This is a genomic window from Gammaproteobacteria bacterium (assembly GCA_033344735.1).
Taxonomy (GTDB): domain Bacteria; phylum Pseudomonadota; class Gammaproteobacteria; order UBA4575; family UBA4575; genus UBA1858.
Window position 1 is genome coordinate 1,691,505 of sequence record JAWPMW010000001.1, and the last position, 25,496, is coordinate 1,717,000.

Genomic DNA, 25,496 nt, shown 5'->3' on the forward strand with positions numbered 1-25,496 from the left:
ACTCTTGCCCCACATGAAGCGATCATGAAGATCAACAAAGATAATGCAATTATTACTCAAATGACTATGCAACTTATGGATGATTGGGGCATCGAAGGCAAACAAATCATTCAGTTATTAGCATTACCTAAGAATACACGTACGCGTCACCTGGAAAAATTTCGCAATGGAGATAGCTTTCCAATGAACGCAGAAACCATTACCCGTATCGAGCATATAGCAGGTATAGCAGATGCACTGAGAACAACCTATCCGCGCAACTTACAAATGGGTACTCGCTGGTTAAACACTCCCCATAGAAGATTTAAAAACAACACGCCAATTGATACAATGTTAAATAGCGACCAAGGGTTGCTAGAAGTACGTTCAGAACTAGATTGCGCTTATGCTTGGGATCGCTCTGGCTCCCAATAAACAACTATCAATAAACTCTATTTAGCTATCACATTATGTTAAGACTCGACGATATAAAAGTTACTTTAGACCCCAGCATTGAGATAACTCCAGAAAACAAATGTGGTTTCTGCACCAATTCAATCTGCTGCACCTATGTTACTCAGCCTATCGATACTCCCAGAAGTAAACAAGATTACGAATACTTACTATGGCAAGTCTCTCATGAGCACATTGAAGCCTATCAAGATGACGAAGGCTGGTGCTTATTAATTCTGGGCAAATGTACGCATATATTACCGCAAGGGGGTTGTGGGATTTATGACGTACGACCTCAAATTTGCCGTGATCATACTAATGATTATTGTGAGTTCGACGCTCCGTCAGAAGAGGGCTTTGAATTATATTTCCGCAATTACGATGAGTTACTTAAACACTGCAAGAAAAAATTCAAACACTGGAAACGCGGTTAGCTGTTTGCTCAACTCTAGCTCTTTATCAATCCATCAACGATGTCATGAAAGCCATTTATAGCTAAGAAGCCTTTAGTATCTTGGATCGGCAACGTGGTATCTGGCTGAAGTACACTAAGTAGATGCTTTATTCCATATCGATCTGCTGCTTGCAGCACAGACACGTTATCGTCAATTAGTAGTGTGGATTCGCGTTGATAGACTTCATCTTCGGCTAATAATGGCCAAAACTCATCATGTTCTTTTGCATAGCCATAGCTATGTGAAGTAATAACGCGATCGAACATTGGGCGAATACTTGTTTGCTCCATTTTAATATCTACACTATCGATATGTGCATTGGTCAATAATACTGATCTTTTGCCGTTTTCTTGCAGCCAGACAAGAAACTCACTGACCAATGGAAATAAACTGACTTTTGAAGCAACCTGTTGCTTTAGCTGTTTAATATCCAAATCCAGTTGCTCAGACCAATAATCAGTGCAGTACCATGTTAGATTTCCACGCTCGCGTTTATACATATCTAATAATAGTTGTTTAGCTTTAAGATCATTCATCCCTCTATTTTTACTGTATATTGATGGCACGTACTCATGCCAAAAATAATTATCAAATGCTAGGTCCATTAATGTTCCGTCCATATCTAGGAACACAGTTTTAATTTGAGCCCAATCTAAAGAGCGATTATCATTCATTACGTTTTGCTTTTTATTAATTGAAATAACTTCATAACCCGCACAAAGTGTAACAATGTTTGCTAACAGTGAGCTAAAAAATCTAAGCCAAGAAATCAACCAAGTAGCACGCGCTTCAGGGAGTATTATTCGCGAATTTTTTCAGTCATCTTATAATGTTGACATTAAAGATGACAAATCACCTGTTACTACTGCAGATTTAGCTGCTAATGATCACATCGAACAACAGCTAGACAACCTTACACCTGATATACCTAGAATATCTGAAGAATCTGATAATATAAGCTATGAAATTCGCAAGCACTGGGACACCTTCTGGTTAATCGACCCACTTGATGGAACCAGGGAATTTATTAAAAACAGACCTGACTTTACAGTCAATATTGCTCTAATTCACCATAACCGACCTATCCTTGGTTCAATTTATTTACCAATTTCTGACCAACTTTATTATTCAACTGTGGGAAACAGTGCATATCGGTGTGATCAATCAGGCGAACCCATAACAATAACTGTTACTGATAGTACACACCCAACACCTCGAATCTGTGGCAGCCGTGCCCACCATGGCAAGTTAATGCAGGCATTCTTAGACAATGTGGGCAAGCATGAGTTAATTGCCAGAGGTAGCTCAATTAAATCTTGTTTAGTTGCTGATGGCAGTGCAGACATTTACCCAAGATTTGGGCCAACTTGGGAATGGGATACAGCTGCAGCGCAATGCATCATTGAGCAGTCAGGCGGGCATATGACAACATTAGATATGAATGCTTTGTTGTATAATAAAGAATCCTTGCTGAATCCATCATTCCTTGCTTTTGGAAATAAAAATACAGACTGGAAAACCTATATCACAACATAATTACACTAATGTTTATATATAAAGCACTTTCAAGACTTCCTTTTAACACACTGTATTTCTTATCAGATATTTCTTGTTTTATTCTATTCCATCTTGCTAGGTATCGACGAAGTATTAGTTATAATAATTTACGTAGATCATTTCCCAATAAAACCACAAAACAGATAACAGCGATACAGAAGTCAGCATATCAACATTTAACAGATACTCTTCTAGAGGCTATTAAAGCTAATACGATATCTAATACGGAAGTAGAATCGAGAGTGACATTACTAGGTTTTGAAGAAATTCAAAATCTTGTTCAGAATGGACAATCTGTCTTCATGTTAACGGCTCATACCGCTCCTGTAGAATGGGTGTCTTTCGCAGCACACTTAAAATATGGATTCGCTATAGATCCAGTGTATAAGCCTATTCATTCCAAGGCGTTGGATAAATTTATCTTTACAATGCGCTCAAGACACCAAAGCACTCCAATACCTTACAAGAAGTTAGCTAAAGACGTTGTGCTAAGAAAAAGTGCAAACCGCTCAATTGCTATGCTGGCAGACTTAGAGCCACGATCAAGAGATCAATCATTAAAAGTAGATTTTCTCAACCAGACAACACGATTTTTTCTTGGTAGTGAAAAAATAATTAAACTATCTGGTTTACCTACATTTTTTATTGCCATTGAAAAAACTACTAGGGGACATTATCAAGCAACTGCAAAAAATCTCAGTTTAAATCCTAAAATTCTTGATGCAAATATTCTTACTAAAAAATATATAAATTGTGTAGAAGAATTAGTCTCAAACAATCCAGCTTCATGGCTATGGACACATAAACGATGGAAACACGCAACTACCTAATAAATGGTGGCAACTGGCCATCCATATACCAAACACCACTTTCATCTTTCCACCAAACTTGTTTATCACGAATATCGTGAACACTATTCACTCTTTCATGATAGTAAGCAATTTCCGCAATGACACTAGCCTCATCGAGCTGTTCATTCATGACTATTGAAACAACTTCGTATTTAGTTACTCTGATTTCATCAAGTATCTTAGTATTTAGCTCAACACTGCTACCATCACGTGTCTTAATATAGCTAGCTGCATCCTCATAAGCTTTCCAGCGTATAAGCTTTCCATAAGCCTTAGCCTTGTATTTTAAATCTTCTGCATCTTTCTTAGGATTACTATTGCAACCAGACAGCATCGAAACTGACAACAAAAAAGATAATAGCATCATTGAAATTTTTTTCATGATAATACCTATATTGAATACATTTGTTCTTAAGTTAAATTCTATCAATGTATAGAAATTTTCTCATTGGCTAATTTCTGTATAGAAGGATAATCTAATTTTCCCGTACCTAAAACTGGAATTTGATCTATATACAATATTTCTTTAGGCACCATAATTTCAGCTCCTCCCAGCGATGTAATATGCTGCTGAATTGTTTTTCTATCAGCATTTTCCCGTGTTGTCACCAACACTAGCTTCTCACCTTTTCGTTCATCAGCTATCGCACATACACAATGTAACTGTTCTGGCCACAACGCTGATAGCCACCCTTCAACTTGAGTCAGCGAAACCATCTCACCACCTATTTTAGCAAAGCGTTTAGCTCTACCTAAAATACTAATGAAACCCTCATCATCTATATCAACAATATCACCAGTATCATGCCAACCCTCAACAACAGGCTCAAGTACCCCTGGATTTTCTGCTCTTAAATACCCCATCATAATATTATTACCCCTGACCCACAGTCTGCCACCTTCTGATATGCCAGGTACAGGATCTAACTTAACCTCTATGCCTGGGAACATCCTGCCTACTGTGCCAAATTTACAATAACTATAATTATTTATACTTAATGCGGGTGATGTTTCAGTAACACCATATCCTTCAAAAATTCTCACTCCAAACTTATTCATCCAGATTTCTCTTGTCGATGTCTTTAGTTTTTCTGCTCCGGCGATAACATAGCGTGTAAATTGAAAATCTTCAGGATCACCATGCGTTGCATAACCACTTAAAAAAGTATCCGTACCAAATACTACTGTTGACTTAGTATCATAGATCAACTCAGGAACAATTTTATAATGCAGCGGTGATGGATATAGAAAGGTCTTTATGCCGCTTGAAATTGGCAATACCAAGCCTACGCCTAAGCCAAACGAATGAAACACTGGCAATGCATTAAAAAATCTATCCTTTGAGGAAAAATCTAAACATGATTTTACTTGTGCCTGATTTGATAATAAATTTTTATGGCTCAGCATTACTCCTTTAGGAGAACCTTCGGAACCAGATGTAAACAATATAACTGCAGGATCTTTAGTTGATGATAAATTTTTGTATATACCAATTTTAGTTTTCGCTTTAAATATTCCAAATAATTTATCTAGCACTCCAATCTCTCGCTTAATATCCTCCAAATATACAATTTTTACTTTCTCTTTAAGAATATTTTCAAATTCTTCAAGCTGTCCTAATTCAATAAATTTACGCGAAGTAATTACAGTATTAATTTTCGCAGTATCTAAAGCCGAAGTAATGCTTTTCTTACCCACTGTAAAATTAAGCATAGCAGGCACTACACCTAGTCCTTGCAATGCATAAAACGTCACTCCAGTTGCATTAGCATTTGGCAAAAGCATGCCAACATGCTCACCCTTAACCATATATTTAGACAGTGCTTTTCCCAGCACAATGCTGCCTATTAAAACTTTACCAAGACTGATTGACTTTCTCTCTACATCTTCTAGAACCTCATGATTTGAACCATACTTATCAATTGATTTAACTAAAGCATAATATAGTGACTCATCTGTATTTGTTGTTCTATACATCATGTCTGTCATAACATCATATACTTTTCTTCTAAGTGCTAACTTTCTTGCACTACCACGTACTTCTTTAGGTATACCGATATCCACTGGAGGACAAATTGAAATTGTAATTTTTGGGAACCATTTTATTTTAACCAATCCTTTAAGGCGGCCAAAATTTGTATATTCTGCACCATCAATTCTTACAGGGATTAATTTTGCACCGCCTAATTCGGCGATTTTGCCCGGACCTTCATATACTTTCATCAAGCTACCATTGTTGGTAATTCTCCCTTCTGGAAATATCACCACTTTTCTGCCATTTTTAAGCATCTTCACCAATCCCTTGACTGCCATTGGTTGTGTTGGGTCCAATGGATACATCTCAAAGAACTGTGTGAATATTTTCGCCCACCATTTTTTATTTACATCAGTATTAATTGCAAATACAGGAAGCTCGGGCATATAACTCATTAACAACGGGCCATCCAAAAACGATGTGTGGTTGGCAACAATCACATAAGGTGTAGAATCATTAGGGAAATTTTTAACCCCCTTAAGCTCTACCCTATATAATAATTTAAATAATATTCGTCCGAGAGTTTTTAGTGACTGCTTAGGTATGATTTTCATTATATATATCGCTACAATAAAATTAAGAACAGCTAACATCCAAAATAAATCCGCTATACCAAAGCCAATACTTAAAACACCTATTACCAATATAGATGCGACCACCATGAACATGGCATTGGATATATTATTTGCTGCAATAGTACGCGAACGCAGTTTGTCTTCAACTCTCTTTTGTAGCAGAGTGTACAAAGGTACTATATAAAACCCTGCTGCCACCGATAGCAGCAGCATGTCTAATAATATTCTCCAATTGTATTTATCACTTAAGAATGTGTTTATTGTATAGAGCTCATTATCTGCTGCTTTTTGAGTAATATTAGCTAATGAAAAATACAAATCCAGACTAAATAATGACATCGCAATACCCGCAAATGGAACATATCTTGCGCTAATCTCGCCCGCCATAATCAAACTGCATAATATTGAACCTACTCCAATACCCACCGTGAACATTACCAGCATCATTACTGCTACTTGTTCATCTGCAAATAACACCGTTGCTGTTAATGGGTTCAACTGTGATTGAATTACATATCCTAAAAACCAAAACCACGATATTGCAAAAATAACCCGTCTAATTTCCCAATGCTTTATTCCTAATGCATACACATCATATGTTTGTTTTAATATATTTGCATTTAACGCTAAAGATGCATTGGCACTTGTAATTTTTGGTATTAGAAAACTACAAAACCAACCAATTGCTGAACATAAAAGTAATACTACTGATATTGTTATCCCTCCATAGTCACCTAATATTAATAGTCCACCGACTATTGTTCCCAATAATATTGATAAGAATGTACCTGCTTCAACTAATGCATTACCCGATAGTAATTCTTGCTCCTTTAGCAGTTCAGGTAATATTCCATATTTCGCTGGGCCAAATAATGCTGACTGTATACCAGTTAAAAATAAACACGAAAGTAGCACCCATATTTGTTCATTAATTAATGCATATGATGCAATTAGCAGAATAGTAAATTCAAATGCTTTTATGTAACGTATTAATATATGTTTGCTAAATTTATCAGCCAGCAATCCACCAAATGCAGAAAACAAAAAAAATGGTAAAATAAAAATTCCTGCAGCCACCATATTGAGTATCGAGGCTTCAATACCCAAAGCTTTTGCAAATTTATAAGTTATTAAAATTAATAATGCCGATTTGAATATATTATCGCTAAATGCTCCCATGAACTGCACAATGAATAACGGTGAAAATCTTCTAGTAGCAAGCAAGTTAAATAAATTACTCATGATCACTGCCTTTGATCATTGTCATATTTACTATTGTTTCTGATACCAATTCACACTGTGGATAAAGATCACCGCTAATCCTTAAGTAAATTTTATTTATAGCTATTTGATGTACTGCTCCCATCACCATTGCAGTAAATATATTTTTTTCAGTCGTTTTTATCTCTCCTTCCTCTATACCTTCCTCAATTATTTGATATATCACTTGATAGGGTGTCAGCATGCCTTTAGACACATTTTTCATATGCGTATGCTGTGATGTCACGTAATAACTAAACATCAACCAATCATCATCTGCCAATTTTAGAAAACAACTCACTAATGAATGAATTTTATCTTTTAGTTGATTATCTTTAGCAACAGACAACTGCAACTGAGTAGCCAAGTATTGGTGGTATTCTTTAAATACCTGCCAGGCAAGTTGCTCTTTACTTGGGAAATAGCGGTATATTGAACCCTCAGCGACTGATGCAGATGCAGCAATTTCCTTGGTTGTTGTCTTAGATATGCCTTGCTTTATAAATAATTCAACTGCGGCAGTAACAATTTTATCTCGTGTACTCATTTTCGGCACTCAATAGCACAATGGCTGTATTGTAAGTGAGCGCTCACTCATTTTCAAGGCTAGTGAATTCTTTCAAAATCTGACACACTATTTGTCATAAAGTAAGTAATTAATTTTATTAGGAATTATTATGTTTGTTGTAACTAACCGAGTATTCGTTCACCCTGACTGGCATCAAGAATTCGAAAATAGGTTTCAAAAACGCTCAGGTCAAATCGATAAACAACCTGGATTTAAACGTATGCAGATACTAAAGCCACAGTCTAATGAAGTGCCTTATGTTGTTTATACAGAATGGGATAATGAAGCTGCTTTTAAAAACTGGGTTGGTAGTGAGGACTTTAAGCTTGCTCACAAAAATCCTATGCCCGAAGATGCTTTTACAAAAAAAGGCTCTTTAGAACAACACACTATTATTATCAGTGCCAAAGCTTAAGCAAGCTCATCAAGTAAAGAACCTAAAGTTTCATCTGCCACTTTGATAACTGCTGCAGACGCTTGCACAGTACTTTGGGCCTGCTTCACCTCAACTAAGCTATCAATAATGTTATTACTATTTGCTGATGATGAAGCATTAGATGTAGAGGCAATTTGCCCTGCAGCGCGACCAAATTGATCTAAACCACCTTGAATACCTTGAAGACCTGCTTGCATTATAGGATCAGACATAACTTTCCTTATCTTTTGATTCTTGTAGATAGGTAGCTGCTGATTTAACTAATACTTAATCTAAAACTCTCAAAAATGTTATCCGTATCACATAAATTAATGTGTATGTGAATTCAAAAATTCTAAAACAATATGCTATCTGGTAATTAGACGATAAATGATTAACAAAATAATCGCACCAAGTGTAGCAAGTCCAATACTAACAAGATTAAAACCAGTGACATCACCGATACCTAGCTGAGTTCCAATGAACCCGCCTATCATAGCACCGGCCATGCCAAGCACCATAGTGATAAATAATCCTCCTGGATCTTTACCAGGCATGATCCACTTAGCTAACGCGCCCACCAGCAAACCTAAAATTATCGACGATAAAATCCCCATTGCATTTCTCCAGTATTAATAATTAGAACACAAGCAGCAATATATTATTTTTTCAAAAGACCCTTGACTGTATTTTTATCAAACTTGAAACGCATCTTCACATAAGGTCCGTTAGCTGTATATTCTGAACTTGAAAAGTCTTCATCCTCAAATCCATCCAAATTATAGCCAATACTTAGCCACATATTTTTATAGACGTTTAGTCCAAAGGAAGGACCTAATGAATACCTATAATTATCAGCATTGCTTGAATACAAAACATCGCCATGTAGTGACAAATCGACTCTTTCATGTAAATCATAAACATACTGAAAACCTAGTAACTGAGTAACTCCATCGTATTCTTCGCTATCAATATGGTCTAAAGTATATTTAATGCCCCAGTGTGCGCCAAACTGATGTTTGCCGTCAACGGTATAGTTTAAGTTTAAATTATTAATAGCTTTTCTAGTTCGTATCCTTGAGTCTTCTCCGTTTGTATCTTCATAATTTAAATCAAATCTATTTAATATAGTTAATGCACTATTATCAGGCCTATATGCAACTGAATAGTTTATGTCTGCTTGCGCTTCATCCGCACCGTTACGTCGATCAGTATCAAATACTTGCAAATCCAATGACATTCCAACACCGGTAGCTTGTTCACGATAGTAACCCATAAACAAACTTCGCTGAATATCATTATCACTTGTGCGATATTCTACCCTTGAAGATGATGACCAGTCTCCTTGCACATAATTTGCACCTACAGATCCCGCAGTGAAATCTTCGCTAATTGTACCGGAGGCTAATGCAGTATTCTCATTAAAGGCCTGCCCACCTGGATCACGCAAGGTGTCTGAACGATCAAGACTGAAATCCAATTGAAGATTATCACTATACTGCCAACCCTGAACAAAGCCTAAGTTACTAAATACACGCTCTCCATTTTCACTTGATTGTTGTTCAACTGAGCTATTAATCGTAGCCTGACTCCACGGTGTTAACCTTGTTCCTACTCGTGAAGTATTAGTATCTTGATCTTCACCTTGCGTGTATTCATGTTCAACAAATAATTCAGTCGCTTGATTAAGGCGATAATCGATTCCTCCTAGTAGTCGAGTAGGATGATCTACAGAATTATCATTGGTTAGCTCAATGTCAGCATCAGCGCGAACTTTCAACTTACTATCAAATATATAGCGAGAAGCTCTTGCAGTTGCTAAGACAGAATCATTATCTTCCTGACTTTCTAATTTGTCTTTAGCGTATGACACTCCTGCAGCCATATCGTATAGCTTTTTTGATTTCTCGAGTTCTACTGTAGCAACTGTACGTTCATTATCATTAGCCAGCACCTCATCACGATAAACTTCACTATTAACATTCAAACTGTCATTAATTTTATAGCGCGTATCTACACCATAACGTTTACTTCCGTCATTATTCGCACTCTGTTGTTCCAATCCAAAAGATGATGCTTGCCGCCTAAAATATAAATTAGCATCTGCTTTTTCAGAATTATGCTGTAGCTCAGCCATGTATGCAGTACCATTTCGAGAGTCACCATTTGATTTTGTTTTACTAGTTGCAACTTCAATTTGAATCTCAGTTTGATTTGAGATCTCATATTTTGCATCTAGACCAATAAGGTTACCCTCTGTAGTAGTATCACCTTGAGTGATACCACTTAATCCTACTTCTAATTTTTTATCTTTACTAAACACATTAGCTCGTCCACCAGCAGTCACCTGCCGGTCACTTGACCCTGACACCTCATAGTCAGCCACTATATAGATCGGATTGAAATTATCATCTCTACTTTGCACCGGTTGCTTAAAGAATAATGTCCCATTTACGGTATCAATACTATAATCCAAGAATTGATTTAACTGCTGCTCAGAAATTACCTCCTGCGGCTGAAAACGATCTCTGGTTTCTAAACGTATTTTTTCACTATTTATAATAATGCTCGTATTAGATAAACGATATAATCCTGATGTGCCATTACCTTGTATTTCATCGCGCGCAAAAATTTGATCAGTATCTGCAGCAAAAGCATTAAAGCCATAGTTATTACCTTCAAATTCACTCTTGATGCCTGTCATGCTGCGGCTATAACGCGCTAGCTCTGTGATTGTTAATCCAGTATCAAAATCCCCGAACAACGCATAGAATTGTTGTTTTTCTATCTTTAAATATAGCTTTCTTGAGCTCGCCGCATCAAATTGTTGCTCAGTCGCATCCCCATATAATGTGTAATACTCATCAGGATCTATCGTCTGAAATAAACGTTCAGAAGAATTTCTTTCCTTTCGTTCTGAGTCATACGCTAGCGTTAGTAACCATTCGCCTTTCACTTGTCCTTTCCCATAAAATGCTAGCCGACCATTTTCATACAAATTATCTTCGTGTTGGTTATCATCCAATGCTTCTGAATTACCAGAAATGTTGTTGTATCCTGCAGTGCCTTCAGCCAGCCCTACAAGTATCCACTCTTTTTGAACTGCTTTTAACCAAGCACTAATAGTCTGTTTTCGATCATCGATAAATTCAAAATCTAAGTCTGCTTTACCACTAGTTGTACTAGGTTCAATTTCTATATAAGCAATGCCATCTTCAGCAATCTTATACCTAGTTTGACCTTTGAGTAATCCATTTAAAGGTTGCTCATCTAAACGCTTCTTTAGTGCTGAATCAGTATAGTCAGAAGAAAGTTTGTAGGATCCCACAATTCCTGGTCTAGCAGGGTAACCCCAACGATCATAAAATCTGACTGCTATTAAAATTTTACTGCGTCCGTCTGCGACTAAACGTGAATACTCTGGAACCAACTCAGCCCTTACAGGTTGGCCTGACAAATGAAGATTCTTATATATTCTTTGTTGCTCAACATCATCGCGGTTGTATGTAATTGCTTCTAGCTGATTATCCCCCTCTAAAACATCAACACCTCGCCAGCGTGTGATCATACGCTGACTATCTGTACTGACTAATTTACTATCCAACTGTAATGCACTGACCTGTTTTCCATTAAGAAATAATACTATTTTATGTTCGCGCGGATGCTTTATTGCTATACCAACCGAAGGTATTTCAGGATTTGCATTATCCACCGGCAGCAACCACTCTAATTGATTATCAGCATTTTCTAGCCAGGTTTGATCATAAACCGGAATAGCTTCAACTTTAATTTCTGGCAATATGTTTTTAATTTCAGACTTTGTATTTGGAACACTGATAATTGTGGTAGCACTCGCAGCACTGTTATCCTGTAGCACCTCTAATTGTTTTTTCTTCGTTATCTCAAGACTTTCTATTTCTATTTCAACACGACGATTCAATGCCCGACCATCCCAAGTGTCATTGTTAGCAATCGGCTGTGTATCCCCTTTCCCTATTATTTGTAATTGAGTATTAGTTAAATTTAACCCTGAATTTAGATAATCTGAAACGGCCTTTGCTCTTGCCTCCGATAAAGACTGATTATTATGATACTTATAATTGGCTCTAACTAATACAGGCACATTATCTGTGTGTCCTATGATACGAACACTATTTATTTTGTGTTTACTTAAGCTTGAAATCAGTCGATCTAAATCTTCCATACCTTTCAAATTAATTTGTGCAGATGAGGAATTAAAATTAGATCTTAAAATATGAGTATTAACCTTAGATGCTTCTTTTTGATAGAAAACATCATTAGTCACAGGCACTAAACGTTGATTTTTATTACCACCAATATCATACGTAATTAATGCTTGTGCACTTACTTCGCCTTGAGAATTCGGCACGCCTTGCGCTACAAATTGGATAAGATTATTATTTGCCAGAGTAAGTTGATCGTCTAATCGATAAGTAATAGTGCCAAATGAATTACTAGGCTCTATACCATTCACACCATTTAACAAAGAACTATCAGACACATACTCAAGACCTTGAGGAAGAATAATGCTTGCACGAACATTCTTCAGACCCTCAAATACACCATTCAATGCTAGTCTAAATAAAATTTCACTTTCATTAGCCTCACTTGATAGCTTCACTTGGATTGAATTCTGCTGAGGCTGTTTCTCACGTAAGTAGAAATTTGCGCGCCATAATAAACCTGGCTCAATATCAACAAACTGAGAATACTTATCTCCAGAAAAACGCGTATTATTTACACATTGATGTATTTCAAGATTATCAGGGATGCTTCCTGGGTCTATATAAACAACATGTGTGCCAGGCTCTATCGCTTCAAAATGATACATGCCACGCTCGTCTGTAAGCACATATCTTCCATCTTCTAAAAATAGACGCACATTAGAAATACCTTTTTGCTGCTTAATTGGCATCGCTTTTAGAGACTTAATCATACTATTTGCCTGCAAAATACTTATAGTTTCATCAACTTTATATATATTTTTTGCCCAATCACTAACCGTACTTTCTTGTTGCAAATTCTCAGTTACTAATCTAGCTCGCAACTCAAACTCACCCACATAATCTTCATTAATAATTGTCTTGAACTTTATCACTTGATTTTTATTTTTTGACCTTATGGGTAATAATAATTTTTGTCCTTGTATGACGGAATTCTCATAATTCTTATTATTTATTGTTGCAGATGAATTTTTATAAGTAAGTAATTTTGGCAATAGAATTTCTACAATTAACGCATTAGAGCGAGCGTCATTTTTTTCTATAGTCAGTGTATGTGTAAATTCATTCCCTCGCGATTCACTTTCAAGATAATAATTTACCGAACTATTGATACCATGATTTTTGACACATTCAGATTCTGCAACAGTACCAATTAAAAAACTTCTGGTGCTTAATAAATCATCAAAGACTCTAACAATAGCCTCTGCCACATTTGATCTAAATCCAGAAGCATCACTTGCTTGCACTGAATTTACAGCCGACCCAAATGGTGCTCCCGAGGTGACTTCTATCACGTACTTAATTGTCACTGTACTGGCTGCTGGTAAGTCGCCTAACTCAATTGATACAGTTCTCGCATCAGATGAAACATTTGGATCTGCAACATAATTACCATTTATTTGCAATGAATCTTTCTGGTACCTAAAACCAGTTGGCAACACATCAATTAGATTTGTATTGAAGGCGATATCTGTAGGACGATTATTTGCCACTGTAATCTCATACTGCATAAAATCACCTATAGCAACTTCATCTTTTGAAGCGCGCTTAGTAACAAACAATGCGTCATCCAGTGGATCAATTGGAATATCAACATTTAAAGGTGGGCCAACAACTAAAACAAAATCCTGTTCGAATGAAGCATTTGAATCTAACGCGAATGGTGCATTTGCTAATGTTTGTAGTTGAGCGACTGAAGCTACCGATGGAGTTATATACTCACTCGCACTTACTTCTAATCTATACGTCCCTGGCGCTACTGACGGGAATCGATATTCTCCTGCACCAAAATTATAAACTGTGCTTCCCGCATCTGTGACTGTTGAACCTGTTACTACAGTTGATGGAAATGCACTCACAAGATCATCACCAAAAACTGCCGCTGGCAAATTTGTTGCAGCATTGATTAATGTGACAGTGACACCACTCACTGGCACTCCAGTTGTACTATTAAATACTATTCCAAATGGGTCTACTAGTACATTTGTACTTACCACATCAGTGACATCAAAAATATCTGTATAACTAACTTCAATTAATTCATTTGTTATCACTGCTAATAAGCAATCATTAGGTGTTACTGGCGTTGTAACAGTTTGTATGTAACCTACAAATTCTCCGGTATCAACATCAGTCTCACTTAATTGTAAAAGCTCTTGATCACCAACGCTTGTTGAACTGATTGTCACAACTAATGTATCTCTAACCGTACTATTCAGATTTCGATTAGCATCATTAACTTGTATAAATACTGGCTCACCTTGGTGGTAGCTAGTTGCTGACACCAAATCTAGTGGACTTGAGGCATTTAATGTCCCCATTCCCAAATACGTAGGATTTCCTAAAGGTAAAAATGGTCCAGCAATATCACTTGTACTACACCCGGTTGGTGAAGTGTTTGTTGGTGTTGCCCCTAAACCTGAAGGTGAATATTGCAAGAATGATATTGTTGCCGGGCTTAAATTTACAGTCGTAGTTATATCAACTGAATTTGACAACCTTGCTTGTGGAATTGTTGCTATTTCAAAATTGGCGGTTGCAGTATTAGTAATCACCGTACCTGGTGGCACAGCATATACTTGATGGGCAAATAAGCTAAATAAAGCAATCACAAAAGCCAATATCGCTGTTTTCTGCGCGCACGCATATACAGCAAGCTGACGTACTTGCGTAATAGAACCACACACCACCTGTATGTAGTTATATATTGTTTTTGCAATCCTTCGCATTTATCAGTATGTACGCGAGCATCAAATACTCGCGTACACTTCCTGACAATTTACAATGCGTAACTAAAGTATAGTTACATCAAATGTAACAGTGCATGTTGCACCTGCCGCAATCGACCCAACATTAATTGTTAAGTTTGGACTAACAAAACTTTCGCTTGTTGCGCCACCGCAATCCGCGCTAAATGTAACACTCGGATTGTTATAAGACAGATTTGTAATATCAATTGGGTCTGTCAATGTAATTGCTGTAGCACCGATACTACCTGAATTTTCAATTTCAATAGTATATGTCACCGTTGCACCAGGAATCGCTTTAGCCGTTGCTGAAGTATTACCTAATCCATCATCGCTAACTGCAGATGACTTTCTCACTGCTACTGTGGTTGCAGTAACGACATATGTACCAGTATCGGAATGCTGACCATTAAGTGCAGTATCAACAGTTGCAGTACCAGCACCATCAGCAAATACTACCTGATTTGCACCAGCGCCAAATACTATGTCATTTGCGAGAGTATCAGCTACTGTTGGCGCGCCTAATGCACCTGTTGTCCCACCATTACCGTCATGTGCAGTTGCAATTAAGGCGATATTTGAAAGCTGCCCATTTGTTTGTGTTGATGGAATCGAACCAACAACAAATACGGTAACTTCATTTGCATTACCCGCTGCCGTTGAGCTTAACTCATCAATAAAGGTTGCTGTATCTAACGCTGGATTATATAAGCCATCTCCATCATCAACAAAAATCAACACTGAACTTGGATTAAAGTCCCCTGCAAGATTTTCAGTACTTAGCGAAAAATCTTGGAAATCAGCATTACCTTCGTTAGTCACCAAAAACTCCAATACAGAAGGAGGGTTTGGCACAGGTGTCGAACCATCTTGGCCTGGTGCCACTTGAACATTTGCACCATCTTGCCATGTTACAGTGACATCTATTTTGGTATCAACGATAAAGCTTGTAGCATCGTTGGTACCACCTTGGTTTGGATCATCAGAAGTGACTGGTACCTGTGGTGTACCACCAACCGTGTAACTCAACGTTGCCTGGTTATCAACTTGTGTCCCGGCAGCAGTACCTACTGCATGTACTTGTGATGCAAACGCCACTATGAGAGCAAACCCTAGCAGGATTTGCGATAAAAATTTATATTTAAAATTATCCATAATATGTACTCCTTGTACTTAACTCTTGGATACGACTATTTAAGAACAACTCGAAATTCGACTGTCCCTTCATCACCGGGCTGCAACTTCCCTTTGTAGGTCCAACGTATATCTGTGTAATCTTTTGCCTCAGCTACTCGATTACTACCGTCTTGTCCTACAACTGTTAGTTGATCTCGCTGATGAAACGATTTTCCACCATCTACCGAATAAAGAGTTTCAGTACCATTTCCTTTAGCACTACCTACTTTATAGATAGTGTGTTCAGGAATTGGATTTGAAATTACAATATCCTCAGCTGGCTCAGCGCCGTTATGTTTAAAACGCGTTGTATAAATTACTTCGCTACCAGGAGTTACTTTTTCAGCAGGAATACGCTTGATAATTTCATTACCTTGCTCATCCAATGAAATAACTTCTAGTTCAACGATTGAACTTACTTCAATTGCGTTAGAAGGATTAGCAATCGCCATTGATACAGCGGATGCTAATAAGAACACACAAAGTGTTTTCGTGAATGTCAGGAAGTATCTACTCACTTTGTTCTCCTATTTAGTTTATGGTTACATCGAAAGTTATAAGATGAGTAACAGCGCTTGAGATATCTCCCAAATTAACCGTTACCGTGTTTGCAGAAAAATTTCCTGCGTCCGCATCAACACCACTATCCGTCAGAGAGATAGCATTTAAATTGATACTCTCTGTCGTATATGTCGTATTGATAGGAATCGGATCGGTGATGACTAAATTGTTGACTGTGCCAACACCTGAAATAATTACTTGTAAGGAATAACGTATGGTTGCACCAGGTATAGGCGAACATGGCGCAACTGAACATCCACTACCATCACTTACAACTTGGGCTGTTTTTAAAATACTCACATCAATCGGTGTGGTATCAACTTGATAAGTGCCAGTCTCTATATCATCTGCTTGACTTACGCCAACTACTGCATCGATACCACCATCTCCCAAACCATTCAGAATCGTTCCACTCACAGCGCCAGCTGCGCTTACTGTTAATGAATTAGCAGTTAATTGGCTGATACCAGTTTCACCTACGCTTGTTGTAACTGGTATGTCACTTACTAAAAATATGACCTGGCTATCTATGCCATTAGCATCCAATAGTGGATCATTAAGCCCAGAAACATAAACAGGATCGGTTGGTGCGCCATCAAATATTCCATTGGCGTTACCATCTATATGGATATTTCCATTTACAGGGTTGAAATCATCTGTTGTCACAGCAGCGTTATCGATTAACAATGAGAATGACTCTATTCCGTTCCCAGTATTTGTTAATAGAAATGTTAGTACTTGTTGAGTTGAGCCAGGCGCTACAATAATATTTGCTGCATCCTGCCACGTAATACCCACATTAATGAGTTCCTGAACTTGGAAAACATCCGTATCAAATGCAGTTCCTGGGGTACCGCCAATATTAAAGCTGACTGTTGCAGTATTCGATACAGATGTGCCTGCTGCTACACCCACAGCCTTAACAACATTACATAATGATAAAAATATTATTATTGAAATTACTTGTGCAATTTTTTTCATCATTGCACCTGTACTCTGAAAATTATCTGGAACCCTGCTGGTGTTAAACCACTTGCCGGATTAAATTGCCCACTCGGACTTATACGTATTCGTGTTACACCTTGGTCGTAGCCATTGCCATCAGGCGTTAATGTTGCTCCGTATGTATAAATAGGTCCGCTACTTTTTGAATATTCAACATCACTTGCATAAGAATAGCTAAGACCACTTGCAGTTGTTCCGACCGGAGCATCTAAAAATTGAATAGGATCCAGCCCTTGGGCACATGGGTTGGCAACGCACAAACTAGTATTTGATGGAATAGAATCAACAATAGTTAGATTACTATCAGTCGCTCCATCTCCTTGGTTGCTTGCAGCTAATCGATATAGAACTGCTGCACCAGGAATCGCTTTTGCAATTGGTGCTACAGTCCCTAAACCATCATCGATTACTTGAGAAGTTTTAAGAAAAATTACATCTGGTGTGCCGCCAACCAAAAATGAAGCTGCAGCATTATCGCTAACAATTCCTTCAGTGCCTTCGTTTGAAGTTACTACTGCATTCCAGGTTCCTAATGGCGTTGCGGCAACTAGATAAGCATATTCAAATGTTTTTATCGCCCCACTTGCTCCCGCCAACTCTGTCATTACCGCATTAGTAACCACACTGCTTGAGTCTGCATCAATAATGCTGATTAAGGCATTGCTAATATCAAAACTACCAAATGGATCACTGACAGTTGCTCGAGCAAATATATTTGATCCTGGTAATACTGATGTTACTAGCGATCCTCCAGGAAATGCTGCGTCATAAAATTCTATATCATCAACATTAATAACTGTTTCTGACGTTAGTTCAACACGCGAGTTACTTCCGCCATTTTCAGGATAAACAAAAATCCTTCTACCACCTGAGCCAGGTGTGACATTTGTAACTGTGAGCGATATTGTTGATCCAGATGGTAGTGAAATGTCACCACTAATTGGCACTAAAAAAGTGAATGATGTAGGTGTTCCATTCAGTGATAAGTTTCTAGAGACTGTGCCTATAACTCCTAACGAGGTAGACAGTGTTACCTGCACACTTCGCGATGCGTTTCCACACGAATTACATCTATTTAGTATTAACTCAACTGGAATTGTGCCGTTATCACCATCAATAATTAAATCCGCTTGTGTCTGCGGATTTAGCACCCATGTTTCAAATACCTCATTATTCTTTCGAATACGTATTCTTGTTTGAGCTGTAGTAGGAGGTGATCTCGATAAATCCGGATCAGTATCGCCATTAGTATCTGAATATAGATATAGTGGTTTATTACCAGCAGTAATAGCCGGATTTCCCACAACCGTTGTTAAATCTGTGTCAGTGTTATCTCCAGTATTTGAATCTGGCAGTAAACCACTCACTGTTGCAGTATTTGTCACTGACGGAACTGCTGCCGCATCTACCAACACTTCAAGTGTTATATCGGACAGACTATTCCCTGCACTTAATGGACCAGGGTTAGTACAAGTGACATCTTGTCCTATTGCGCCGCATGTCCATCCTGTTCCAGTAGCGTTTACATAAGTCAATCCAGCGGGAAGTGTGTCAGTGACTGTAATTATGCCGGGGTCATCACTAGCTGCTGCGTTATTACTGACTCTTAAGGTATATGTTTCAACATCACCTTGATTAAATATTCCTGTGTGTGTTTTTGAAATTGATAAGTCAGATTCTGAATATGTGAAGTTTATGTCATGCAACGCAATCCATTGGAATGCAGTGTTTTGATTACTATATAAAATACGTATCTGGGTGATACCTGAATTAGCAAATGTAAACGTTGCTGTTCCGTTAGAACTTGATGATGATCCTGAGGTGCCTGTGACAGTATTGATACCATCAGAAGTATTCGCCGAGTTACTCGCAATGCTAGTTGGATTGAAATATGTGACACCATCAGTTGTCGCTGTCACTTGCACAACGTCAACCCATGAGCCTAAATCGACATCAAAAATATTAAAACTAACATTGCTAACTCCACCGGGATGTGTGAAATCTATAATGATTGGAATCTGCTGTAGACTTGTTGCAGGATAATCAACATTTATCTCTAATGAATCTTGTATGGGTGATAATCCTCCCGTTAAGTCATTAGTTATGAATGGACTACCATTCGCCAATCCTCCTGTATCTCCTGGCGGAGTATCGGTTGACCCATTTAGCGTTATCGAAACATCACCTGATCCAATTGTGTAAGTTTGACTAGTGGATCCTGCCGGCCAAGTCAGTGAATCCCAGTCAAGTTGTGTAGTAACATCTGCGTGGGTACTCACAGCACATAGCAACAAAATAGCCACTGCTACCCCTTGCCTAACGGCAATAGATACGCATACAGCTACCGCTAACCTGATGTTAAGATTGCCCACCTAACGACCCCACTCCATGGTTGTACAGTTTTCAATTCCTATTCGACAGAAAACCGTCTTTATTAATTTTATTATTTAAAATCAATGAGTTAATTAATTATCTATGCAAAAGACACAGATCCACGCAGTAAGCTTAAATATAGTGAGTAATGGCGGGCAGCCAGATTCAGCTTAAAAGCGTCAATTTAACGACGTATAGAGGCAAGATAGTTGGTTTTTTGACGGAGTTAACATCTCACATATTTAAATTTTCTTAGATACCTCTCGCAGATTTATAACTTATTGATAAACATAGAGATAATATATATAAGATTGCCTATCAGCCATATTAGGATCAGCCAAATAGGTCTGAGATAAAATAGCTATGATTAGATTTCTATAATTGCGCCCATTGAGTCACACAAATAAGAGTTCCCATGCAGAATAAGGCAAAACAATATTTCTTGATTTGTTCGGGCTGGCTATCGATTTTGTTAGGAGTGATTGGCATTGTTCTACCTTTACTCCCAACCACACCATTTATACTTTTAGCGGCAGGGTGCTTTGCTAAATCATCACCAAGATTTCACCAGTGGCTAATAACACACAGACTTTTTGGCCCGCTCATCGAGAGTTATAAAGACAATAAAGGCATCCCTCGTGATGTGAAAATTAAAGCAATTATCTTCATATGGGTGACACTTAGTATTTCGATATTTCTTCTAGAGATAACATGGTTACGTATAGGTATTTTTATTCTTGGTATCACCTTAACTGTATTTCTCTGGATGAAACCTACTTTAACCAAACAACCCGTCAAAATATCTGAATAAATTATACTTTCTATTTACTTGCTAGCTCTTTTTTTGGACATTATTGATTGCTCAAAATGGCACTTAACGCAATCGACTAGTTAGAGCAAAACATCTATAAACTGTGTGCTAGTTAACACTCAGATAAATTTATTCTCTAAGCGGTAGCAAAGTTGCGCTGCATGTAATTGAAACTCATTTTGCTAAATATTAATCTGGCCCTCACGGAGAACAGAGAGGAAGGTTCAGATGAATATTGAAGAGTATCGCGCATTAACAAACCGTGTATTCAATGCAATACGCAATTTTGAAACTTGCTCTAGTGAACGTGAACGTGATTATGCATTATCAGTAATATCTCAAGTTTCTTATGAGGCCTCTCTTGCTCAATGCCAAGAAGCAGACCGGATAGATTTGGAGCAGATGGATTTCGCCCTTCAGCTAGTATTAGAACTGATACAGGAAAACCCTATTCCTGAGTTCACTCCTCGAGAGCTACAAGTAGCATTACATTAAACAACTACCCAAAAATGATTAATCAACTCTTCTAGAGTTTTTAATCAGCTCATAAGCCTTTTGTATTTGCTGCGATTTATCAGTAGCTACTTGAATCATTTCCTCAGGTAAACCTTTTGATATCAGTTTGTCAGGATGATGTTGGCTCATCAAACGGCGGTAAGCTTTCTTGATTTCAGAGTCCGTATTTGTCTGTTTCATTCCCAACACTGAATAAGCATTACTAATCTGTGCAGAGTTAGGTGGCTGGTTTGGATTAGCCCCTGAATAATTGCTTTGTTGCGCGTATAACATTGCTTCCAGCTGACTCAGCATAGCAACTGGATAACCTAAAGCATTACAAATATCTTTTAGAATCTTATCTTCAGCAGGATGCTTACTTCCGTCAGCATAAGCAGCCTGTAATTGAATCTGCATGAACATCTGAATCAGAGTGATTTTTCTACCACATTCTTTTTTAAATTGAGCCAACACATCAGTCAGATCGAAATCATTTTCTTTGCCCTTATTAAATAATTCAATGGCTGCACTTCGTTGCTCTGGCTTAAAATTCATATGCTCAAATATTTGTTCGGCCATCTGTATTTCTTGCTTAGTAACATGTCCATCTGCTTTTGCGATATGTCCCATAACAGAAAATGTTGCGGTAAAAAATGCCGCTTGCGCTGTTTCTTGCGAACTATTTCCAATGCCTGCTTTGAGCCTTTTGGCTTTATCCACTTGATGTCCGAGTACTGCCCCGAGCATTCCTCCTAGCGGACCACCCAGCACCAGGCCAATACCACCTCCAGCTATTTTCCCCCACCAACTCATGAATCAATTTTCCAAATTTTTAATTGCCGCATCATTTCATTAATATGTGTTATTTGATATATGATTGCATCATGCGCATCGAAACCATTCAAGTAGGAAAACCCAAAGACATTGCTTTAGATTGGACTACTGCAATATATAAATCACCTGTCCATGGACAAGTATTCCTAAGCAAATATAATCTAGAGGGCGATAAACAAGCCGATCTGACTGTGCATGGCGGACTAGATAAAGCGGTTAATGTATACCCCATTGAGCATTACAAATATTGGAATCAACGTGCACGATTTCCATTTCGTAAACGCATTAATTTACCGTCACCACATAATGGGGCTTTTGGGGAAAATTTTACAGTATCAGGATTAACTGAGGTTGGTGTCTGTATTGGTGATATTTACCAAATTGGCAGTTGCATTGTCGAGGTTTCTCAACCGCGCCAACCTTGTTGGAAGTTAGCGCGTAAATTTAACCAAGCAAAGTTACCATTCTGGATTCAACAAACTGGAAAAACAGGTTGGTATTTACGAGTATTACAAGAAGGTCATGTCCAAAATTCAGACGTGCTTGAATTAGCCGAAAGAAACAACCCTTCATGGAGCATTGCACAAGCCAATATACTCATGCATAGCCCCGGGCAGTCAAAAGATTCCATTTCATCGCTATTAGAGTGCAAACAATTATCAACTAGCTGGAGAAACGCTCTTAAAAAACGCCTAGATGATCTCGCTTAACGATTAGTTTCAAATATAAACCCTTACAACTCACCCAACTTTCTCTGACCAACATAAAATGCAGTACCAGATGATTTTGAGGAAAATGTAACAGTTGTACCGCTATCAAAATAAATTACATCACCGGGTGTTAATGTTACTGTTTCTCCACCACTTTCAGTAATTGTCATTTCACCCTCAAGCATTATCTTGCACTCATCATATGAATAAGTGTACTCGAGAGGATTACCTGCTTCCATTCTAAAGAAGCCCCCAGCAATTGGTGCACTATCATTATTAGAAGCGACGGTATCCTGTAAATAAGCATTAATTCCGTCAATACCCAGTGAATTAATCTGTTTCGACTGCGCTTTATCAAAATGTTTCATTCCCATTATCATTCCTTTCATGTATAAACTTAGAGCTATAATAAAATAGCAACACTAACTCGTACATGGCAAATAACCCCTAAATTATTAGCGGCACAAACCAATCCATTGAAAGACCAACTCCCATCCATACAATCACTAAGGAAAGAATACATCGATTCTAATATCGATTGTGATACCCGTATGCTTAACTGTGCGGCACATATGATTATTGTGATTGATGATCCCAAGCAATTAGTACAAGTTGGTTTAGAATTCTTAGCCAGAGAATTATCTGTCTGTCGTGCTGATGCTGGATTTGCTACACCCACCCATCAACACTACACACCAATAACGGAATTTATCAGTCAATCTACAAATGCCCCGTCCATAATCGGTTTACTTTTACCAAACCAGAATGATGCCATGCAGGAAATATGGCGAACGACACCGCCAACAGCCATTAACGATGTGTCATCTCATGAGGGGCTTGGAGATTTAAAAGACTTATTCTTAGAGGCAGGCTGTAAGTCAATGCTGTTACAAAAATTGCTATGGGAAGATAAACCAATCGGTATTGCATGCATAGATCATACTTCAAAACCCCATGATTGGAATGAAGATGAAATTAACTTTATGCATACATTCTGTTCTAGATTTCTAGGCCCACTCGCTGGTATTAGTAATTATTGGTTCAACCCTAAGTTACATAGCATGTTTTCAAAACCAAGCGAGTCTGAATTAATTGCCATCCGACTAGCAGCAAAAGGTATGACCTATAAACAGATCGCGGATCATTTAAATAAATCCACCCGCACAATTGAGAATCAATTCAGAAATGCAAGAAGCCGTTTGAATGCCAGCAATCAAATAGATTTAGTCAAAAAGTGTGAGTACTGGTTATAGCACTAGCATCTACCTAACTAATCAATAACTAGGTATTACCACCGTTTATCCCTCATTTAACTCCGTTTAGTGTGCGCTAGCTAACATATTTAGCATCTACCTCATCTTCATCACAATAAATATCCTAGGTATGTGCTTAATTCTCCGGAATTAAATTGCCATTTTATGGATAGTCTGTGTCTGGTTAACATGATGAAATAGCAGTGGAAGACACTAGCCAAATATTAAAAATATTGTCAGACGATACAATTGTTACGCGTCCTTCGGATGGTCTGTTAAAGAAGCAATCCAGCTCTAATATTAGCGTTTCTGTAACAGCAATATCCGGGCCCAGAACAGGTTTATCCTTTCAACTAGAGCCAGATACAGATATCACTTTAGGACGATCACCAGAAGCTGGGTTACAGGTTGTTGATACAGGCATCTCTCGTACACATATTCGCATGCGATTCGATGGCGTTTCTGTTTTTGTAGAGGACTTAAAAAGTGCAAATGGCACCTATATCAATGGTAATAAATTGACAGACAAAATTGAAATAAAAAATGGCGATCAAGTATCCATTGGTGTTTCTACTGTACTCAAATTTTCATTAAACAACCAACTTGACGCAGAATATAAAGACTACATTGAAGATCAGTTATCTAAAGATATTTTAACAAAAGCCTATAACCGAAAAGCATTCGCTCACTTTTTAAATAGCGCCTATATCTCAGCTAAAAGAGACTTTAGCTCGCTTTGTTTATTCATGATTGATGTCGACAATTTTAAAACTATCAATGATACATACGGCCATCAAATTGGTGATAAAATTTTGAAACATATTGCAGATAAACTAATACAAACGGTGCGCTCTGCAGATATTGTTTGTCGTTACGGTGGAGATGAATTTGCAATTGTCTGCCCAAATATTAGTTCTTTAAAAGGATTACAGCTAGCAGAACAGGTTCGAAACAATGTTGAAGAAATGAACTTCTCGGTTGGCGATAAGAAAATTAACACTACATTAAGCATTGGTGTATCCAATTACCCCGACAATGAAATTAAATGTGTTTCTCAATTCATTGCTTACGCTGATAAGGCTATGTACAAAGCAAAAAGAAAGGGCCGCAATCAAATAGGCCTTTTATCTGGCGTATGA

23 protein-coding genes are annotated in these 25,496 nt (G+C 37.8%); 10 read left to right on the forward strand and 13 right to left on the reverse strand.

The features are described from left to right. Positions 1–24 precede the first annotated feature (24 nt). Positions 25–414: an MbcA/ParS/Xre antitoxin family protein gene (locus R8G33_08690; GenBank protein ID MDW3095734.1), complete on the forward strand. Its 390-nt coding sequence runs from the start codon at positions 25–27 to the stop codon at positions 412–414. Positions 415–449: 35 nt separating this feature from the next. Then, entirely contained in the window at positions 450–866 is a 417-nt protein-coding gene (locus R8G33_08695) for a YkgJ family cysteine cluster protein (GenBank protein MDW3095735.1), read from the forward strand. 14 nt (positions 867–880) lie between these two features. Here the strand turns inward: R8G33_08695 and yrfG are convergent, their stop codons facing one another. Then, the gene (gene yrfG / locus R8G33_08700; protein MDW3095736.1) at positions 881–1,561 is read right to left on the reverse strand and encodes a GMP/IMP nucleotidase; all 681 of its coding nucleotides are present in this window, start codon (positions 1,559–1,561) and stop codon (positions 881–883) included. A 55-nt stretch (positions 1,562–1,616) separates the two neighbouring features. Between yrfG and cysQ the strand changes: the two genes are divergently transcribed. Continuing rightward, entirely contained in the window at positions 1,617–2,423 is an 807-nt protein-coding gene (gene cysQ, locus R8G33_08705; protein MDW3095737.1) for a 3'(2'),5'-bisphosphate nucleotidase CysQ, read from the forward strand. A gap of 8 nt (positions 2,424–2,431) precedes the next feature. After that, positions 2,432–3,274, forward strand: a complete 843-nt coding sequence (locus tag R8G33_08710; protein ID MDW3095738.1) for a lysophospholipid acyltransferase family protein — start codon at positions 2,432–2,434, stop codon at positions 3,272–3,274. Here R8G33_08710 and R8G33_08715 read toward each other — a convergent pair. Genes R8G33_08715 through R8G33_08725 form a run of 3 tightly spaced genes read right to left on the reverse strand, consistent with a single transcriptional unit; the run spans position 3,267 to position 7,712 of the window. Beyond that, positions 3,267–3,677, reverse strand: coding sequence for a hypothetical protein (locus R8G33_08715; protein ID MDW3095739.1), 411 nt, complete (start codon positions 3,675–3,677; stop codon positions 3,267–3,269). The two genes, R8G33_08710 and R8G33_08715, sit on opposite strands and share 8 nt — an antisense overlap. 44 nt (positions 3,678–3,721) lie before the next feature. Further along, positions 3,722–7,147, reverse strand: coding sequence for an acyl-[ACP]--phospholipid O-acyltransferase (locus tag R8G33_08720; GenBank protein MDW3095740.1), 3,426 nt, complete (start codon positions 7,145–7,147; stop codon positions 3,722–3,724). Then, complete coding sequence (locus R8G33_08725; GenBank protein ID MDW3095741.1) at positions 7,140–7,712, reverse strand: TetR/AcrR family transcriptional regulator; 573 nt, start codon at positions 7,710–7,712, stop codon at positions 7,140–7,142. The genes R8G33_08720 and R8G33_08725 overlap by 8 nt, the downstream gene beginning before the upstream one ends. 130 nt (positions 7,713–7,842) lie before the next feature. Here R8G33_08725 and R8G33_08730 point away from each other — a divergent pair, with 130 nt between their 5' ends. Then, a complete protein-coding gene (locus R8G33_08730) occupies positions 7,843–8,148 on the forward strand; it encodes an antibiotic biosynthesis monooxygenase family protein (GenBank protein MDW3095742.1) in 306 nt (101 codons plus the stop codon). Here R8G33_08730 and R8G33_08735 read toward each other — a convergent pair. The 7 genes from R8G33_08735 to R8G33_08765 all read right to left on the reverse strand — a co-directional run bounded on the left by R8G33_08735 (position 8,145) and on the right by R8G33_08765 (position 20,253). Further along, positions 8,145–8,381 (reverse strand): hypothetical protein, encoded by a 237-nt coding sequence (locus R8G33_08735; protein MDW3095743.1) that lies wholly within the window; start codon positions 8,379–8,381, stop codon positions 8,145–8,147. The two genes, R8G33_08730 and R8G33_08735, sit on opposite strands and share 4 nt — an antisense overlap. Positions 8,382–8,516: 135 nt before the next feature. Next, on the reverse strand, positions 8,517–8,765 hold the full coding sequence (locus R8G33_08740; protein MDW3095744.1) for a GlsB/YeaQ/YmgE family stress response membrane protein: 249 nt from the start codon (positions 8,763–8,765) through the stop codon (positions 8,517–8,519). A gap of 44 nt (positions 8,766–8,809) precedes the next feature. Then, positions 8,810–15,121 (reverse strand): OmpA family protein, encoded by a 6,312-nt coding sequence (locus R8G33_08745; protein MDW3095745.1) that lies wholly within the window; start codon positions 15,119–15,121, stop codon positions 8,810–8,812. A gap of 63 nt (positions 15,122–15,184) precedes the next feature. Then, positions 15,185–16,294 (reverse strand): hypothetical protein, encoded by a 1,110-nt coding sequence (locus R8G33_08750; GenBank protein ID MDW3095746.1) that lies wholly within the window; start codon positions 16,292–16,294, stop codon positions 15,185–15,187. A gap of 35 nt (positions 16,295–16,329) precedes the next feature. Continuing rightward, positions 16,330–16,833, reverse strand: coding sequence for a hypothetical protein (locus tag R8G33_08755; protein ID MDW3095747.1), 504 nt, complete (start codon positions 16,831–16,833; stop codon positions 16,330–16,332). Positions 16,834–16,846: 13 nt separating this feature from the next. After that, positions 16,847–17,860: a hypothetical protein gene (locus R8G33_08760; GenBank protein ID MDW3095748.1), complete on the reverse strand. Its 1,014-nt coding sequence runs from the start codon at positions 17,858–17,860 to the stop codon at positions 16,847–16,849. Beyond that, positions 17,857–20,253, reverse strand: coding sequence for a DUF11 domain-containing protein (locus tag R8G33_08765; GenBank protein MDW3095749.1), 2,397 nt, complete (start codon positions 20,251–20,253; stop codon positions 17,857–17,859). Before R8G33_08765 ends, R8G33_08760 begins: the two co-directional genes overlap by 4 nt. A gap of 416 nt (positions 20,254–20,669) precedes the next feature. Here R8G33_08765 and R8G33_08770 point away from each other — a divergent pair, with 416 nt between their 5' ends. Together R8G33_08770 and R8G33_08775 are read left to right on the forward strand one after the other, a co-directional pair. Then, on the forward strand, positions 20,670–21,065 hold the full coding sequence (locus R8G33_08770) for a YbaN family protein (protein ID MDW3095750.1): 396 nt from the start codon (positions 20,670–20,672) through the stop codon (positions 21,063–21,065). Between the two features lie 228 nt (positions 21,066–21,293). Further along, a complete protein-coding gene (locus R8G33_08775) occupies positions 21,294–21,560 on the forward strand; it encodes a hypothetical protein (protein ID MDW3095751.1) in 267 nt (88 codons plus the stop codon). Positions 21,561–21,578: 18 nt separating this feature from the next. Here R8G33_08775 and djlA read toward each other — a convergent pair whose 3' ends face one another. Then, complete coding sequence (gene djlA / locus R8G33_08780) at positions 21,579–22,373, reverse strand: co-chaperone DjlA (protein MDW3095752.1); 795 nt, start codon at positions 22,371–22,373, stop codon at positions 21,579–21,581. 71 nt (positions 22,374–22,444) lie between these two features. Here djlA and R8G33_08785 point away from each other — a divergent pair, with 71 nt between their 5' ends. Then, positions 22,445–23,104, forward strand: a complete 660-nt coding sequence (locus R8G33_08785; protein MDW3095753.1) for an MOSC domain-containing protein — start codon at positions 22,445–22,447, stop codon at positions 23,102–23,104. A 23-nt stretch (positions 23,105–23,127) separates the two neighbouring features. Here R8G33_08785 and R8G33_08790 read toward each other — a convergent pair whose 3' ends face one another. Continuing rightward, positions 23,128–23,472, reverse strand: a complete 345-nt coding sequence (locus R8G33_08790; protein MDW3095754.1) for a cupin domain-containing protein — start codon at positions 23,470–23,472, stop codon at positions 23,128–23,130. A gap of 108 nt (positions 23,473–23,580) precedes the next feature. Between R8G33_08790 and R8G33_08795 the strand changes: the two genes are divergently transcribed. Both R8G33_08795 and R8G33_08800 read left to right on the forward strand, forming a co-directional pair. Further along, positions 23,581–24,357 carry a LuxR C-terminal-related transcriptional regulator gene (locus R8G33_08795; GenBank protein MDW3095755.1) on the forward strand — a complete coding sequence of 259 codons (777 nt, stop codon included), beginning with the start codon at positions 23,581–23,583 and terminating at the stop codon, positions 24,355–24,357. A 203-nt stretch (positions 24,358–24,560) separates the two neighbouring features. Beyond that, positions 24,561–25,496, forward strand: coding sequence for a GGDEF domain-containing protein (locus R8G33_08800; protein ID MDW3095756.1), 936 nt, complete (start codon positions 24,561–24,563; stop codon positions 25,494–25,496).

Excerpts from the sequence above, each read along its gene's own strand:
- R8G33_08690 (MDW3095734.1), top strand. The coding sequence starts at position 25 with ATGAAGATCAACAAAGATAATGCAATTATTACTCAAATGACTATGCAA.
- cysQ (MDW3095737.1), top strand. The coding sequence starts at position 1,617 with ATGTTTGCTAACAGTGAGCTAAAAAATCTAAGCCAAGAAATCAACCAA.
- R8G33_08790 (MDW3095754.1), bottom strand. The coding sequence starts at position 23,472 with ATGAAACATTTTGATAAAGCGCAGTCGAAACAGATTAATTCACTGGGT.
- R8G33_08720 (MDW3095740.1), bottom strand. The coding sequence starts at position 7,147 with ATGAGTAATTTATTTAACTTGCTTGCTACTAGAAGATTTTCACCGTTA.
- R8G33_08750 (MDW3095746.1), bottom strand. The coding sequence starts at position 16,294 with ATGGATAATTTTAAATATAAATTTTTATCGCAAATCCTGCTAGGGTTT.
- R8G33_08725 (MDW3095741.1), bottom strand. The coding sequence starts at position 7,712 with ATGAGTACACGAGATAAAATTGTTACTGCCGCAGTTGAATTATTTATA.
- R8G33_08785 (MDW3095753.1), top strand. The coding sequence starts at position 22,445 with ATGCGCATCGAAACCATTCAAGTAGGAAAACCCAAAGACATTGCTTTA.
- R8G33_08735 (MDW3095743.1), bottom strand. The coding sequence starts at position 8,381 with ATGTCTGATCCTATAATGCAAGCAGGTCTTCAAGGTATTCAAGGTGGT.
- R8G33_08760 (MDW3095748.1), bottom strand. The coding sequence starts at position 17,860 with ATGATGAAAAAAATTGCACAAGTAATTTCAATAATAATATTTTTATCA.
- R8G33_08745 (MDW3095745.1), bottom strand. The coding sequence starts at position 15,121 with ATGCGAAGGATTGCAAAAACAATATATAACTACATACAGGTGGTGTGT.
- R8G33_08730 (MDW3095742.1), top strand. The coding sequence starts at position 7,843 with ATGTTTGTTGTAACTAACCGAGTATTCGTTCACCCTGACTGGCATCAA.
- R8G33_08770 (MDW3095750.1), top strand. The coding sequence starts at position 20,670 with ATGCAGAATAAGGCAAAACAATATTTCTTGATTTGTTCGGGCTGGCTA.
- R8G33_08710 (MDW3095738.1), top strand. The coding sequence starts at position 2,432 with ATGTTTATATATAAAGCACTTTCAAGACTTCCTTTTAACACACTGTAT.
- R8G33_08775 (MDW3095751.1), top strand. The coding sequence starts at position 21,294 with ATGAATATTGAAGAGTATCGCGCATTAACAAACCGTGTATTCAATGCA.
- djlA (MDW3095752.1), bottom strand. The coding sequence starts at position 22,373 with ATGAGTTGGTGGGGGAAAATAGCTGGAGGTGGTATTGGCCTGGTGCTG.
- R8G33_08695 (MDW3095735.1), top strand. The coding sequence starts at position 450 with ATGTTAAGACTCGACGATATAAAAGTTACTTTAGACCCCAGCATTGAG.
- R8G33_08740 (MDW3095744.1), bottom strand. The coding sequence starts at position 8,765 with ATGGGGATTTTATCGTCGATAATTTTAGGTTTGCTGGTGGGCGCGTTA.
- yrfG (MDW3095736.1), bottom strand. The coding sequence starts at position 1,561 with ATGAATGATAATCGCTCTTTAGATTGGGCTCAAATTAAAACTGTGTTC.
- R8G33_08715 (MDW3095739.1), bottom strand. The coding sequence starts at position 3,677 with ATGAAAAAAATTTCAATGATGCTATTATCTTTTTTGTTGTCAGTTTCG.